Source organism: Parabacteroides sp. MSK.9.14, assembly GCF_019041495.1.
Classification (GTDB): domain Bacteria; phylum Bacteroidota; class Bacteroidia; order Bacteroidales; family Tannerellaceae; genus Parabacteroides; species Parabacteroides merdae.
Genome location: NZ_JAHPXO010000040.1, coordinates 13,675 through 29,577 on the forward strand (window position 1 = coordinate 13,675; position 15,903 = coordinate 29,577).

A 15,903-nucleotide genomic window follows, 5' to 3' on the forward strand; every position below is an offset into this window, starting at 1 on the left:
TTCTAATGTTGATAAAATTTATAAAATTCTTCTCTAAGCATAGTTGGTGGATTAAGTTTTCTTATTCCGCATTTGTTTAGAAACTCTTTAATGAGAATCTTCATATATCCCTTTTTAGAATATACCCTTAATTTATTCTTTCCCCATTCAGTTTTCTTATAGTATTCAAACCAGATATCTTTATAAGGGTGTATACACTCTCTATGCCAAGGTTTGATTTTATTTGTGTAATGTATGATTACCGGGTGTTCCGCTGCCTCGTACATATCTTGCCAGCGTGATTTGTCAATATATGGATTTTTGTATAGGAATGAGAATTGCGAATTATATTTCATAGGAAGATAATAGGTATCGTCATATAGAACCGCATTCAATGCATCCTGGTCATGGAATTGCAAATTGCCTTTATGCGAATCGATATATTCAAGTACCTTATTGGGTAATTCTTTTTCTCTCCATACTTCCAAATCCATTAAAAGCAGTCCAGAGTTAAAATAACCTTTTTCTCTACTATAACCCAATCTGTTAAAGTGTCTTATGTCATCACCGGATTGGTCAATTACAACTCCTACTGCCGCATTATCCATATTGACATTATATAAATCTCTTACATTTCTGGTTACAATCATATCTGCATCCAGATAAAGGCATCTTTTCATATCTGGGGGTAGAATGTTTGCTGCAAGAATCCTGTTGTATGCCGCTGCGCTTATATACGTGTTTGTGGGACAATCTTTAAAAACAACTTCATCAACAACTACAAACGAAAGCCTTTGGTTATAGTTGTCTGCAATCTTTTGCAAGCTGTTGGTACTTTCGTTTTTCAGTCCTGCCGTAATAACATGAAATTCAATTTGCTCATTCTTGTTATTTTCAAAAACGGAAGACATAAGAACTCCACATGGCATTACAAATTTGTCGTCAATTCCACATACTATATGAATCATAATTTTTTAGATATGTGTTTAAGTTCAGGACAATTAAATAGTCTACAAATAATGGCATACGTTACCAAGCCTACTAATAGACCGACAATAAATGATATATATACATTACTGATAAGACAAATTGTTAAATATATCAACAAACACATTAGGAGTCCCCCAATATAAAAAGGCTTTAATTGCCTAATTTCTTCCTTGTAGCTGATATCTGTTATTTGTCTCACAAAATATATAATGATAATTACATCACAAACCGAATATATCAATAAAGACAGTGCGACATAAATCGCATCAAATTGAATAGCTATTAGCAGAAGAGATATACTGATTATTTTTTTTACTACTTCAGACTTAAGAGACAAGTCAGAACGACCATGAACATTCAACAATTGCCAATTAAATTTCTGAACAGGTTCCAATATGTAAGCCAAACTTAGAACTTGTAGAAAAATTATCATTGCTTCCCATTTAGTACCTAACAGTATAATAACCAAAGGTCTTGCCAGGCAGCATAAAAGAATCATTATTGGGGTTATAATAAATGATGATAGGCGTAAATATTTAAAAAACATTGTTTTAAGTTGAACACTATCGTTTTGTAATCCGCATAATACAGGATATGAAACCTGATCGATAATGGTTGCAATTTGTAAAGAAGGTGTTTTACTTAAATTATTTGCCTTTGTGTAAAGCCCCAATGCTGCGCTATTGTATATTTTTCCGATTATAAGAGAATAAATGTTAGTATATACACTGTGCAACAATCCTCCTATCATAATTTTGGAACTGAATTTGAATAACGTTCTAAATGAACTTAAGGAGAATACCAGCATCGGTTTCCATGGTTTCATTATCCATATCCCAATCGTTGTAATAGCATTCATTATTATAATCTGCCAAACCAACGCATATGGTCCGAAATCATTATAAGCCATTATTATGCCGCATATTCCACTGATAATAACCGCAACAAGGGATATTTTAGCTTTATCTTTAAATCTAAGTTCTATTATCAATTGGGTCTGTTGTATGATAGATAATCCTTGAATTATAAGATTGAAAGCAAATAGTCTAAGAACCGGTATCAGTTCAGAAGAATCGTAGAATTTTGAAATTGGAATTGAACCAAAATATAAAACAATATAGAGAAATAATGATGCAAAATTATTAAAATGGAATATTGTTGAGAAGTCAACTTCCGTACGATTTTGTTTTTGTATAAGAGCATTCGAGAAACCACTATCTATCAGAGTTTGCGCTATTGCCATAAAAATTGACACCATAGCAACCAAGCCATAATCTGAAGGATTTAATAGACGTGCTATGATTATACTTAATATTAAATGAATAGCTTGAGTTGAAAATCTTTCAACTGCATTCCATATTAATGCGCTTTTTTGTTTTTTTGAACTAACGCTTGATGCCATGAATTATGCCTACACTTAATTTAAAGAATTGGAAACCAAATGAAAACATTATTTTTTTCATCAAAGGATAGCGTGCATTTAAGTCTATGTGATGAAAAGCCATCCTAAACATCTGATTTATTTCTTCCTGTTGAGTCTTATTAAATTGATGTTTTTCTTTCAAATATTTAATTCTTCTTGCAAACAGAGTTTGAAGAAAACGAGCATTTCCCAAACGAATAATTGAATTGTCAGTATATTCTCTTTTTATTAATTGGTTATATTTAATTTCCGTCAGTAACTTATCATAAGTTTTGACTCGGGGAGTATGGGTTACACTATTGTCATTTTTAAAATATGTATATTTTGCGTCACTGAACGCAACACGATTGGCTCTGAGTAATATAAAAAAAAAATCCACTTCATCTTGATATACATAGGAAGATGAGGTTACATCTTTTAGAAGTTCATCATACAATTCCTTTCTGCAAAGCATTCCATTGCATGCAATCATAGAACCAGAACCTTGTTTAAAGGTTAGAAAAGCAGCATCTTTTCCTGTCAGAACTTGATTGAAGTCAAACCCTTTATCTGGTACTTGGTTAAAGACTTCACCTTCAAAAGTTGTGTAATGCATGGTTGGAGAAACTATATCTGAATTTGTCTTCTTTGCCTGTATTACTAATTTTTCCAAATAAGTTGATTCAATAATGTCATCTGAATCAATGTTGCAGATCCATTCGCTATTACTCAAACTTGCTGCTTTTAATCTTGGAATCCTTGCCGATCCTGTATTTTTGATTGTAATATATTCAATGTTTTTATATTTGGAAGAATATTCATCTAATATATCCGCAGTTTTATCTGTGGAGCCGTCATTCACTACTATTAAATGCCAGTTTTTATAAGTTTGCAACAAAATGCTATCCAAAGTTGCAGGAAGCAATCTTTCAGCATTATATGCCGGCATTATAACAGTTATTTCATCTGTCACAAGATCTTTTCCCATTTTTCGTAAATGTTGTTTAGTAAAAATCTCCTACTGTCATTTAGAGCATTTAGAGAAAAATCTTTCCGCTTAGTTACCGATGACAAAAGCATTTTCAACTTGTTTGTAAAGTCTTCCTCGTCAAATCCATTGTTTGGCTTGGATATCATACCTGAATAGTTGTCAGATATAATGTCGTATGCGGCACTATAACTACCATAGACAATAGGAATAACACCAAAGTTCATACTCTCTGTTATCGTAAGTGGGAAACCTTCATAATCTGATGTCAGTAACAAAATTGAGGCTTTCTCATAAAAGCTTTTTGGGTTTTGAAAACCTACAAACTTAACAGACTGAATATTTTTATTTTCAGTAATATTTTTTAGTCTTAGTATGTCAGGACCATCTCCGACTATGGTTAATTCCCAGTCTTTATATTCAGATTGTATTTTGCCCCAGACATTTAAAATTCTTTCGATTCTTTTTTGTGTATACTCTAATCTTCCTACAAAAATTATCTGCTTTTCTTTTCGCTCGAAATTATATATAAAATCCTCATTGGCTATTGTAATAGGATTTGATATCAGTCTAATTTTTTTAAGATTCTTTAATCTAGATATCTTTTCGAATTCCGAGATAAAGGATTCTGATAAGAGAATATATAAATCGCTATTTTTATACACCTTCCGATAAGAGTATGCCAGTTTTAGAATATTCTTATAATACTTTAACTTGCCAGTAATATTATGTTTATATCTGAACTTCAATCCAAAACTTGGAGTATTGTGCAGTACTGATATAATCTTAATATTTAAATCTTTTGACGCATTTTTTATCAAAGCTGTTGTTCTGAATAAATGTCCACTTTGATTAATAATAACATCAACATTTTTGTCAATCAGAAAGTTCCTTAATTGAATTATCGCTTCTTTTGTACTTAATGTATGAGAATCTATTACTGAAACACCAATTCTGGAGTTTAATATAGGGTGTATTTCTTCTCCTTTTGATGGTGTAAGAGTTAAAACATTGCAATTATGTCCTTCTTGCACGAATTTATTTGACAATACATGAGTAACGGTTTGAACGCCACCTATTTTATAGTATTGTAATATAAATAGTATATTCATAATTGAGGAATAGTGCTGAATTAAAATTTTAATTCAGCACTTGATTAGGGCTTTAGTTATTTTTGAAAATTCCACAGAAATCCAATATCACCTTATCCTCCCGCCATTCCAGCTCTTTGAACGGTGTGTGTGCGGTCAAGAATACCACTATATCTGCTTTGTCGTAAGCCTCTTTATAATCAGTCAGTTTAAACACGTTATGCTCTTTTACATTCGGTTCTACAACCAAAATGTCGGCATTATTACAGCTCTGCATCACTTTCGTGGTAATATATTTCGCCGGACTTTCACGCAAATCGTCAATGTTTGGTTTGAATGCCAATCCCATCATAGCTACAACTGGCTTACGGTGATTCTTCAACTCAAACTCCAACATGGCGTTCTTCACTTTTTCGGCACACCAGAAACTCTTGTAGTTGTTTATATCACGAGCATCGCTGATTAACTTGCTTTCTGCCGGGAAATCAGCGGTGATAAAGTATGGATCTACCGCAATACAATGACCGCCTACACCGCAACCGGGTTGCAGGATATTTACACGCGGATGCTTGTTGGCAAGGTTGATAAGTTCCCAAACATTGATACCCGCCTTATCGCAAATCAAGGAAAGTTCATTAGCAAAGGCAATCTGTACATCACGACTGGAGTTCTCCGTCAGTTTACACATCTCCGCTGTGCGACAGTTGGTCTTGTGAAGTGTGCCCTGTACAAATTGCGAATAGAACCCAATGGCCTTGTCAGTAGATTCAGGATTCAAGCCACCGATAACACGATCGTTATGCACCAATTCATATATGACATTGCCTGGTAGTACACGTTCCGGACAATAGGCTATGAAAATCTTACCTTCCAATTCCGGACGTTCACCAAAAATGATGCGTGCCATAGCCTCTGTAGTTCCTACAGGTGAAGTGGATTCTATTACATAAAGATCCCCTTTTTTCAACAACGGCAATACGGCACGGGTAGCAGCTTCCACATAGCTCACATCCGGTTCATGGTTTCCCTTGAAAGGGGTAGGCACTACTATAAAATAAGCATCGCTTACCTCCGGTGTAACAGAAGCCTTCAACATACCAACTTTCACTACTTCCTGTAACATTTCCTCCATACCGGGTTCAATAATGTGCAGATGTCCCGCATTAGTCATTTCCACGACATGGGGATTGATATCAACTCCTGTTATTTGAATACCGTGCTTTGCGGCAATAATGGCTGTGGGTAGTCCGATGTAACCCAAGCCCATGAAACATGCTTTCATTTATCTTTGTATTAAATATTAAATCATTCATTTACATAAAAAACATATCAGGTCAAAGTCTTCCTGAATATAAATACGCTATATTTTACACACATTCTTCAAGAAAGACAGATTGTCTATTTTGTGCTTACAAGCTGTCACATAAAAAATAAGGGAGTGAACATCATTTCCTCCTAAATCATACATTCCTGCTTTTAATAATATTTTTGCTTTCTTTTCTATGTGCTTACCATACATTCCGACCAATGACGGTATATTTAGTTGAAAAGAAATTTGGTTATCTTTCAATATTTTATAATCCTTCATCCGCATATACTCATATCGTTCCGGATGGGCCAACAAAGGATAATAACCTTTCCTTTGGATGCGTTGCAAAATAGACAGTAACTCCATTGGTGGATTGAAATAAGAGGTTTCCACTAACAGATAATGTTTTCCTTCCTCAAAGGGTAACAAGTCATCCTTTTCCAACCGTTCCTCAAAAAGGTTATCCATCATATATTCCGCTGCCAAAGCCAATTCGATCTTTCCATGATACATTTGCTTTAATTCTTGGAACTTCTGTTGCAGATCCACTGTTTCATTGGGTATGTCTTCCATTATATGGGGGGTAAGCCAAACCTTACGAACGCCTAAACGTTCCATTTCTTCCAATATCGCCAACGACTCTTCCAACGTTTTCACCCCATCATCTACCCCGGGAAGAAGATGGCTGTGGCAATCAGTGAAACCACGGAAAAAACCGCTTTCCGCTAATACTTTTTTCTGTCGGAAAAAACACATTTCTGTTGACTGTTGGGAATAATAGCAAACAGTTTCCTTGTTTATTTTGGAATACCCCTCTATTTTGTGTTGCCGTAATAAGAGTCATACCCATTGTGGTAACCATAGCGGTAACCATAGCGTCCACCTGTACTTTCCGTACCATTCAATATCACCGAAAGGTTTTTGAACCGCTTTTCTTGATAAATACTTTCCAATTCAGGTAACAGTGAGCGGTCCAATAATCCCGCCCGTACCACAAAGAGTGTCCGGTCGGCATATTGCTCGATTATTTGTGTATCTGCCACAATATCAATCGGCGGGCAATCAATAAAGATATAGTCATACTCATCGCGTAAGTCTTGCATCAAGGTTGCCAGACTTCCATCCTCCAACAATTCCGTCGGATTAGGAGGAATGGTTCCTACTGGAATTATATGCAGATTAGGATACTTTTTGTCTATCACAAGCAACTCGTTCCAAACGACTTCCTTGTTTCCCAAGTAGTCACTTAAACCTTTCTTAGGCGACCCTACATAAGCCGAAACCGTTCCATGTCGCAAGTCCCCGTCTATCACCAATACTTTTTTTCCCTTAATGGCAAAACTCATGGCGATGTTCATGGACAGAAAACTTTTTCCACTACCCGGATTAAAAGAGGTTTCTATAAATACTTTCTGCTCGGTATTCTTGCTTTTCATAAAGTCCACGTTGGAGCGAAGCACACGAAAAGCTTCGTTGATAATATTCCGGTTACCCTCTTCCACCACAATTGCATATTCCGAAAATTTATTCTTCTTTTTTTTGTTTCGGAAATATAACGGTATTTCACCCAAATAGGGCACACTCAAATTCTCCAAATCTTTCTTACCCCGAACCTTGGTGTTCATGTTTTCTTGCATAAAGATAATAACTGCCGGTACTAAAAGCCCGAGAGCAAGAGCCACCAATAAAATGTTTTTCTTATTCGGTGCCGTTGGTAAAGCACTGCCACGTGGAGCTGTAATCATTCGCGTATTATAAGCGGTAAACGCTTGTGACAGTTCGTTCTCTTCACGCTTCTGGAGCAAATATAGGTATAACTCTTCCTTTACTTTTTGTTGACGTTCTACCGATAACAAGTATTTGGCCTGACTCGGATTAGAAGCCAACTGTTGAGTTGTTGTTGCTTCCTGTTGGCGAATACTGCGTATCTGAGTATTTAACGATACGATCAAATTATCAACCGATTGAAGAATCGTACGTTTCATACTCTGCATTGAGTTCCCTAAATCTTTCACCAACGGGTTTTTCTCGCTACTGTTGGCTATCAGCCGGTTGCGATCCAACACCATCTTGTTGTATTCTCCGATTTGACTTTCGATATTTACGTTGGCTATACCGGAGTTGGTTGGCAAAGGCTGGTTCATCTCTTTCCCCCCCAATTCGCGGCGAATAAATTGAGCCGTCGCAAGCTGGTTGGTGAGTGTCTGAATTTCTTTTTTATTCTCAGCAGACTGGCTCATATACAGACTGGAAGCGGCTTGTACGTCCGGCAACAGATGTTCACTCTTGTAGTTGGAGATATTCTCATCCACATGACCCAATTCGTTTTCAATCACGCCCAAACGTTCACCGATAAACCGTGAGGTACTTACTGCTATCTGGTTCTTGTCCTGGATCCATTTCTCGTTATAAACCTCAATCAGTGTATTCAAAATATCTTCTGCCTTTTGCACAGAAGCATCATCAATGCTCAAATTGATAATGGTGGCATCTTCGTTGCCTAATTCAGCCCGCAATTTCTGTGTATAGCTGTCAGCCATCATATCAGCCGATTCTTTACTATATCGAATAGTGCTGCCTGTAAAAGAATTCTCATATTGAGAAGTTAAGCTGATGGCCAATGTTCCTGCTGATGTTTGAATGGAATCTCCTATAATCCCTTCTAACCGTTCCTCTGTTTCTTCTCCGGCAACAATAAAGTTTGAAAGATAAAACTTGTTTTGTGCACCAACTTCTATATCAAAACTTACACTTTTTTTATCATCAAAAAGATAAGTCACCAATATCGGGCTTGATTTATACAACTCTATTCTTTTTAAGCCCCTACGAACAGTATATATCTCATTTAGCCCCAAACGCTTCACCACCTCTGTCATCAGCGTAGGAGATTTCAAAGTGAGCAGTTCGTTGTTGATATTGGTGTTTGATTTAAAAATACCCATATCTGCAAACTCATTCATTGCACTTGCCGAAGAATTGTTCTTGGAGTCATCTTTAACCAAAATGGCTGCTGTCCGGGTATAGACATTAGGAGTACTCAACAAATATAATGATGCCGTTGCCAATGCAACGAATAATGAAAGGGCAAACCAATACCATTTCTGGAAAAACATACCCCATAAATCTTGTAACCGTATAAAGTCTTCGGCAGATTTGCCTACACTCGTTCTATTTTCTATCATTTTGGCTCTCTTTTATAGCTTATGAAATAATATTAACGACATTACTTGAACAGTAAAACTCCCAACGAGGAAAGGAACGAACCGATACTGATCCACAACGATACCGATTTCACGCTGTTCTCATTAATGGTGCTTTGTCCGGCACGCACCTTGTTGGGCTGTACATACACCACATCATTCTGTTTCAGATAATATACCGGTGAATTAAACAGATCTTTCGAGCGGATATCCACCCAATGGGTTACACGCTCGCCGTTTTCTTCACGGATGACAAATATCGCATCCCGCTTTCCGTAGATGCTTAGGTCACCCGCCACGCTGATGGCTTCCAAAAGAGTAATCTGGTCTTTTGTTATGGCATATTTACCCGGAGTTTTCACCTCGCCCAACACAGAGAAATAAAGGTTCATAAACTCAACCGTGACCACCGGGTCGTTTACCAGATTCTCTTCCATCAGCCTTTTCTTTACCAGGGCGGCAATCTGGCTCTTGGTCATACCGGCAATATGCAGTGTCCCGATAACAGGAAAATCAATGTCTCCCTTATCATCCAACGTATAACCGGATATTTCACCACTGTTACTTCCGGTACGCAAATCGGTAGATCCGGCACGGTATTGTACCCGTGTAAGATTAAACAGGGCCGCCAATTGCGGATCCTTGCTGGACACCATAATGGAAATCTGGTCTTTGGGTTGCACGGTAATATCCCGTGCCCCGATAATCGCTTCGGGCTGATTAACTACGATATCTTGAAAATAGACAATTTCTTTGGAGGTATTGCAGGACACCAACAACACGCATAAGAAGCACAATTTAATTAAATGAAATTTCATACCTTATTTTTTCTGTACAGTTAATTATTCTACTTTATGTTTTCGGTTGATTTTCATAGTTATGTAACAATGAATCACCGTCCAAACAGCCACATCCAACAGAAACAAGTTTGTTACGGAAAGGCAATGAATCAAAAAACAATTTCCCAATGCAAAAAGAGCTGCCATAATAACAATGCTTACCATCGCTTTACGTTGGGACATTCCTAAGGCTATAAATTTATGGTGGATATGATTCCGGTCTGGAAGAAATGGATTTTTACCGTTACGCAACCGGTGAATAACCACACGTATCACATCAAGCATTGGTACAATCAAAAAAGAAAAAGCTATCACAATGCTACCGGGAAAGGCACTCTCTTTCACTGGATCGGACATACTCAGACGGATGACCATCACTGCCAGCAGCATCCCGATAGTGAGCGAACCGGTATCACCCATAAAGATCTTGCGTCCCCGATATATCTTACCGTATACGTTATAATAAAAGAACGGCAATAACACACTGAAAGCAGCTAGACTGATAAAGGCATACATCCACCATTGCAAATGGATGAACATGCAGCTGAAAGCGAGGAATGAGATAATACTCAACCCAGAGGCAAGTCCGTCAATGCCGTCTATCAAATTGATGGCGTTCAGGATATAGACGATGACGAATACTGTGAACGGCACTCCTATGTAATAAGGTATGACATAAATACCGAACAACCCGTATAGGTTGTCGAAGCATAACCCGGAAATCACCAACAGTATGCCACAAAGTATTTGCACTACAAATTTGGAACGGTAACGTACACCGATAAGGTCATCCATCATACCTATAAGATAAAGTATGAACAGACAACAGAGCATGGAAAGCAGACGGTTCGTCAAGTCCATGTCGAGTATGTTATAGCCCTGCCAAAGGTTGTAACCGATAATGGCAAGCGAAACCGTAACTGTGATACAAGGGAAAAAGGCGATACCGCCTAACCTTGGTATATGGGCAGTATGCAACTTACGTTCGTCCACTGAGTCGAACAGGCGACGTCGGAAAGAGACCAACGAAATGCGAGGCAGGACCATCGCACTCAATGTCCAGCCGACTATGACTATAAAGGCAAATTCGATAAAATGAAGAATGTCCACTATATGATTCTTTTGATGATTTTCTTAATCTTGCCCTATCCGTTGTAGAAAGGCTTGTGGAATATAGGAAGTAGCCACGGCGCATACGCCTTGGACGGTGACCACCAAACGGCGATTCTTCCTAATCCGGCAGATAACCCCTTCCGCTCCCTTGAACTTTCCGTCAATGACCCGTACACGTTCTCCCTGGTGAAACTTGGAATTGTCCTCCCCGAAATATTCCATTCCCTGCTCGCCGGACGAGGTGACCAGCATGAAAATGTTCATTTCCCGATCAGGAATGGCAAGGGGAAGTCTTTTCAATCCCTTCTGTCTTGTATATAGGATTACCTTATTGGTGAATTGTCGCTGTACTTCCAAAGCACGACAAACGGTTGAACGGAAGAACATAAGCGAATTAATGACCGGACGACGGAGTTTCTTCTTTATGCCGTTACGTTCCATCAAGGTTTCCTCACAAGGAATGTAAGTCTCGATCTTGTCTTTTTTCAATATATCCTCAATCTCGAAAACTTTGTTATAAAATACTTTTAGGGCGAACCAATGTTCGTGTGTGTGTGTTTCTATGTTCAACAAAAAGTAATGTTGCTGGGTTAATAAAAAGGATATAATTTCCATTCCTGCACCTTCTGTTTTTTCAAATAAGGAAGATACAGCAATCAAGGTTAATCTGGCTTTTTCCTTCATAGGACTTCCAGAATGCGGGCCGCTCCTGACTACAGTGAGCGGATACCGTAACCCCGTATTCGTACCGTTTCTATGTAAGAAACGGTACAAACATCTTTATTGTTGATAATCAATTGCGTATGTTTGTATAAGAATCCATTTTTACTCGGTCTGCTCAGTTCTCAACTCAAAAATACGCTCGAAAGAGAAATAGACAGTCTCCTTTCATTTTACATCCTTATTACAATATTATTTTAATTTGTTTTAAATAATAACCATAAATAGTTGATAATCATTTATTTACAAATGGGGGGGGTAAAATAAAAGGAATTAAATGGCTGTTTTATTTTTCTTTTTTGCTGAAAATGATTACATTTGCGGTGTATTTCTACCCTCTCTTACATAGAGACGGTACTGTTCAAATTCTTCAAAATCTTCTCGTTCGCATTATCTATCACGGCATTGTCCAAAGAATCCAAGTAAATAAGCGTAGTCCTTTCGCTGCTGTGTCCCATCCCCGCACTGATGACGGCAATCGGTACGTCGTGGTTGCGTGCGGCGGTAGCCCAGCTGTGGCGTGGCGTATATGAGGACAAAGGTAATGGTTCGCCAAGCAATTTACCCAACCGTTTCAATTTTCGGTTATGGTAGTTCAACCCGGTCCGATATTGCCGGTAAGCCTGATCTGGCTGTTCATCGGTAAGGATGGGGAAAAGATATGGACTTTCCGGACAAACCTGCCCATATCGTTCCAATATCACCGCCATACACGGTTCGATATGTAATGTTAAGTATTGGCCTGTCTTATGGCGACAATAGGTAATTCGCACGCTGTCCACATTCTCTTTTTTCAGATATGCCATGTCCACAAACGCCATGCCACGGGCACAATAGCTGAACACGAACATGTCTCTGGAAAGTGCCAAAGCCGGTGAATCCGATAGGTCAATCCTTTGAAGTTTCAGGATGGTTTCCTCATCCACGGCACGCTTCGATGTGCGAGCCACTCCTGTATAAACCTCACGAAACGGAAAAGTCTGCACCGCAATACCTTGCTTTACGGCCTTGTTATAAACGGCACGCAGAATCCGCATATAGAACGAGCTGCTGTTTCTCGCTACCCTTTGTTGCCACAACCATGCCTCATACCGACACGCCAGGGCGGAATCTAACGACGAAAAAGGAATGTCGTTACCATCCAGGAAAGTGGAAAAACTGTTCAGTGCACGCCGGTAATTACGAGAGGTACCGTATTGGCCGTTCTCCCAAAGCGTTTCCATCTCTTTTTTCATGTGGTACAGGAAACCGGACTCGGAAGGCAGGGAGCGATAGCGGTTGAGTATTTCCGACAAGGTGTATGTTTCTCCGCTACAGTCCAGCTCACGGATAATCTCACGGATGTCCCGCATCTCCTTTTCCGCCCGTTTCCGGTAGACGGTCAGGACTCTCTCATTGCCGGGGACAGTGACAAGTTCACGTTTCGTCTCATTCCACCACTCGGGAAATATCCTCATGTCGGTGGTAATCTGCCTGTTCTCCTGACGGTGGCAAAGCTGGTAACAGAGTGTGCCAGCCTTACCCTGTACCGTCGATGGACGGAATTTTAATTTAATGGTAGCCATATATAGTCTGTTTTATGATGAATAATAGGTACATAGATACAACCCGTGGGCTATATTGTTGAAGGAAGAAAATATTTAGTCCTAGATTCCGCTTCTCCGCTTGGAACACCGAATATCACTTGCTGCCGATGCCAAACTCTGTAAATCATCTTGAAAGACAGTCCGAATAGCCTCGTAAAGAATCAAAGTCCGAAAATAAAAAGCGACATTTTTTCCGTGGGACAAGTCTAGAAATATTTTTTTCGTATAAACAACAAGACTGTATATGTTTTCTGGGAAATTCGTGAAAAACAGACGGATACCAGCGAGTTCCCTATAATCAAAGATAAATCAAAACCGTATTGTCACGGGCGTTCCGGCTTCGCTTTCCATGAGTATTTTCCTTGCGACAAGTCGCGGAAAATACACATGGAAACAAACGCCCGGACAATGGTTTTGATTTCGGGAAAGATTATAGGGACTCACTGCGACCGACGCGACGCATGACCGTGTCATTGATGAAAAAAGGAGGGCCTCCTTTATATCCCTAATAAATCCGGCAGGAAGTACGGGATATATGGGCAGACCTGGCAATGTCTTATGAAAAAACACCGCCCCATGAGAAGACAGGGACTTCAGCTCCCTCTGCTCTGCATAATCCTCCCTTTGCGCCCGTGCCGGCTTTTTCGCCCTTCCCCTCTGCATACCATATCCTTGTTTTCACGGCATGTTTCTCTCACGGAAAACCAGTCTTTCGGACATTTGATGACATCTGATGACACCTGATGACACCTTTTTGAAAATCAGTATTTTATTCGGATTTAGCCCATATTTTTGAAGTGTCAAAGCAATTTATTAACCCCAAAAAGAAAAGGTATGGCACAAGAAAAGAGCCCGAACGAAAAGCCTAGACGGCCCCGGAAACCGAAGGTCATGAACGATGACCCTTTGGTGGAACAGATCACCGAGCTGATGATGATTCATAACAAGAGCGATCCGAAAGCCGGTGTACAAGTGGTCAGCGAGATCGACAAGGACGGGAAGGTCAAGACGGTTCCAGCGGACGAGAAGAATGAAAACTCATTCCTGAAATTCGACAAGAACTCGAGCATACTCGAAAACTTCATCAAGAATTTCTGGAGCCAGTTCAAGGAACCGACCCATTTCCGCCTGCTCCGCATGACCTTCCACGACTACAAGGTGAACAAGCAAGCGATCAAGGACCTGGCGGAAGGGAAAAAGACGGACGTGGTGAAGGAGTTCCTCAAACGCTACGAGATCCGTCCGAGAGAGAACAAAGAGGAACAAAACATGAATAAACAAGAGACAGCCATGGCAAAAAAAGAAACGCAACCGCAGGAACCCCTGCAACAGAGTGAGGTACAACAAGCATCCCAGCAACAACAGCAACCGCAGGTACAGCAGGTGCCACAAGAGCCGCAAGGCCCGCGCTATCGTTACAATGAGAACATGATCGACTGGGAGGGATTGGACAAGATCGGTATCTCAAAGGCGACACTCGAACAGCAAGGACTTCTTGACTCCATGCTGAGAGGTTACAAGACCAACAAGCTGGTGCCGCTGACACTTAACATTCCCGGCGTGCTGACAGCCAAACTGGATGCGAGGCTCTCGCTCATACCGCAAGAGAACGGGCAGGTGGGGCTGGCCGTTCACGGTATACGCAAGGAACCGCAACTGGAACGCCCTTATTTCGGGTTTAACTTTAGCGAGGAAGACAAGAAGAACCTGCGTGAGACCGGCAACATGGGACGTGCGGTGGAACTCAACCTGCGTGGCAGCGAGTACACCCCCTGCCTGATCTCCATCGACAAAAACACCAACGAGCTGGTCGCCGTCCGGCAGGAACATGTCTACATCCCGCAGGAAGTGAGCGGGGTAAGACTTACGGACGAGGAGATCAGACTGCTGAAGGAGGGACAACCCGTCAAGGTGGAGGGGATGATCTCCAAGGCGGGGAAGGAGTTTGACGCCACGCTTCAATACAGTGCCGAGCGCAGGGGGTTGGAGTTCATCTTCCCGAAGAACCAGGTATTCAACGAGAAGTCCATCGGGGGCGTGCCACTCTCGCCCACCCAGATAAAGATGCTCAGCGAGGGACATACCATCCTGGTCGAGGACATGAAGTTCAAGAACAGGGACGGAGCTTTCTCCGCGTTTGTCACGATAGACCAGACGACGGGACGGCCGAATTACACCCGTCATAATCCGGAAACCGGAGAAATCTATATTCCAAAGGAAATTTGCAACGTGCAGCTAACAGCCGAGGACAAGGAGGTCCTGCGCAAGGGGCAGGCCGTCTATCTGGAAAACATGATCAACCGTAAGGGAGAGGAATTCTCCGCATTTGTCAAGCTGGACATGAATACCGGCAGGACGATGTACTCACGCACGCCGGATGGGTTCAACGAGCAGCAGGCACCACGTATCCCGGCGGAGGTTTACGGCCATGTATTCACGGCGCAGGAAAAGGCGAACCTCCAGGACGGGAAGACCCTCCTGGTCGAAGGACTGAAAAACAACGGGCAAACGTTCAGTTCCTACCTGAAAGTGAATCCTTATTCCGGGCAGTTGCAGTATTTCCAGGAGAACCCGGATATCCGCAGGGACACTTCCCGTCAGGCGGCACAGACGGATACCGCCCAAGGCCAGCAGCAGGAACAAAAGAAAGGGGCAAAACAAGCGGTATAACCCCGATCAGAGAGAG

General features: G+C 40.6%; 12 protein-coding genes. 1 reads left to right on the forward strand and 11 read right to left on the reverse strand.

Going from position 1 to position 15,903, the window contains the following annotated elements; all coding sequences use genetic code 11:
• Positions 1-2: 2 nt before the first annotated feature.
• The 11 genes from KTG12_RS17720 to KTG12_RS17770 all read right to left on the reverse strand — a co-directional run bounded on the left by KTG12_RS17720 (position 3) and on the right by KTG12_RS17770 (position 13,196).
• The gene (locus KTG12_RS17720) at positions 3-947 is read right to left on the reverse strand and encodes a glycosyltransferase family 8 protein (protein ID WP_007219043.1); all 945 of its coding nucleotides are present in this window, start codon (positions 945-947) and stop codon (positions 3-5) included.
• Positions 944-2,371 (reverse strand): lipopolysaccharide biosynthesis protein, encoded by a 1,428-nt coding sequence (locus KTG12_RS17725; RefSeq protein ID WP_007219042.1) that lies wholly within the window; start codon positions 2,369-2,371, stop codon positions 944-946. Before KTG12_RS17725 ends, KTG12_RS17720 begins: the two co-directional genes overlap by 4 nt.
• Positions 2,355-3,359, reverse strand: a complete 1,005-nt coding sequence (locus KTG12_RS17730) for a glycosyltransferase family 2 protein (RefSeq protein WP_007219041.1) — start codon at positions 3,357-3,359, stop codon at positions 2,355-2,357. The genes KTG12_RS17725 and KTG12_RS17730 overlap by 17 nt, the downstream gene beginning before the upstream one ends.
• The gene (locus KTG12_RS17735) at positions 3,341-4,471 is read right to left on the reverse strand and encodes a glycosyltransferase (protein ID WP_007219040.1); all 1,131 of its coding nucleotides are present in this window, start codon (positions 4,469-4,471) and stop codon (positions 3,341-3,343) included. The genes KTG12_RS17730 and KTG12_RS17735 overlap by 19 nt, the downstream gene beginning before the upstream one ends.
• A gap of 52 nt (positions 4,472-4,523) precedes the next feature.
• Positions 4,524-5,732 carry a UDP-N-acetyl-D-mannosamine dehydrogenase gene (wecC, locus tag KTG12_RS17740; RefSeq protein WP_007219039.1) on the reverse strand — a complete coding sequence of 403 codons (1,209 nt, stop codon included), beginning with the start codon at positions 5,730-5,732 and terminating at the stop codon, positions 4,524-4,526.
• 78 nt (positions 5,733-5,810) lie between these two features.
• Positions 5,811-6,515 carry a tyrosine-protein phosphatase gene (locus KTG12_RS17745; RefSeq protein WP_007219038.1) on the reverse strand — a complete coding sequence of 235 codons (705 nt, stop codon included), beginning with the start codon at positions 6,513-6,515 and terminating at the stop codon, positions 5,811-5,813.
• A gap of 59 nt (positions 6,516-6,574) precedes the next feature.
• A complete protein-coding gene (locus KTG12_RS17750) occupies positions 6,575-8,941 on the reverse strand; it encodes a polysaccharide biosynthesis tyrosine autokinase (RefSeq protein ID WP_057256635.1) in 2,367 nt (788 codons plus the stop codon).
• A gap of 41 nt (positions 8,942-8,982) precedes the next feature.
• Positions 8,983-9,777, reverse strand: a complete 795-nt coding sequence (locus KTG12_RS17755; RefSeq protein ID WP_007219036.1) for a polysaccharide biosynthesis/export family protein — start codon at positions 9,775-9,777, stop codon at positions 8,983-8,985.
• A gap of 24 nt (positions 9,778-9,801) precedes the next feature.
• Complete coding sequence (locus KTG12_RS17760) at positions 9,802-10,908, reverse strand: MraY family glycosyltransferase (protein ID WP_007219035.1); 1,107 nt, start codon at positions 10,906-10,908, stop codon at positions 9,802-9,804.
• A gap of 24 nt (positions 10,909-10,932) precedes the next feature.
• The gene (locus tag KTG12_RS17765) at positions 10,933-11,481 is read right to left on the reverse strand and encodes a UpxY family transcription antiterminator (protein WP_034754716.1); all 549 of its coding nucleotides are present in this window, start codon (positions 11,479-11,481) and stop codon (positions 10,933-10,935) included.
• A gap of 491 nt (positions 11,482-11,972) precedes the next feature.
• A complete protein-coding gene (locus KTG12_RS17770; RefSeq protein ID WP_007219033.1) occupies positions 11,973-13,196 on the reverse strand; it encodes a site-specific integrase in 1,224 nt (407 codons plus the stop codon).
• An 855-nt stretch (positions 13,197-14,051) separates the two neighbouring features.
• On the opposite strand from KTG12_RS17770, the gene KTG12_RS17775 reads away from it, so the two are divergent.
• Positions 14,052-15,887, forward strand: a complete 1,836-nt coding sequence (locus tag KTG12_RS17775) for a DUF3945 domain-containing protein (protein WP_122141071.1) — start codon at positions 14,052-14,054, stop codon at positions 15,885-15,887.
• Positions 15,888-15,903: the final 16 nt, after the last annotated feature.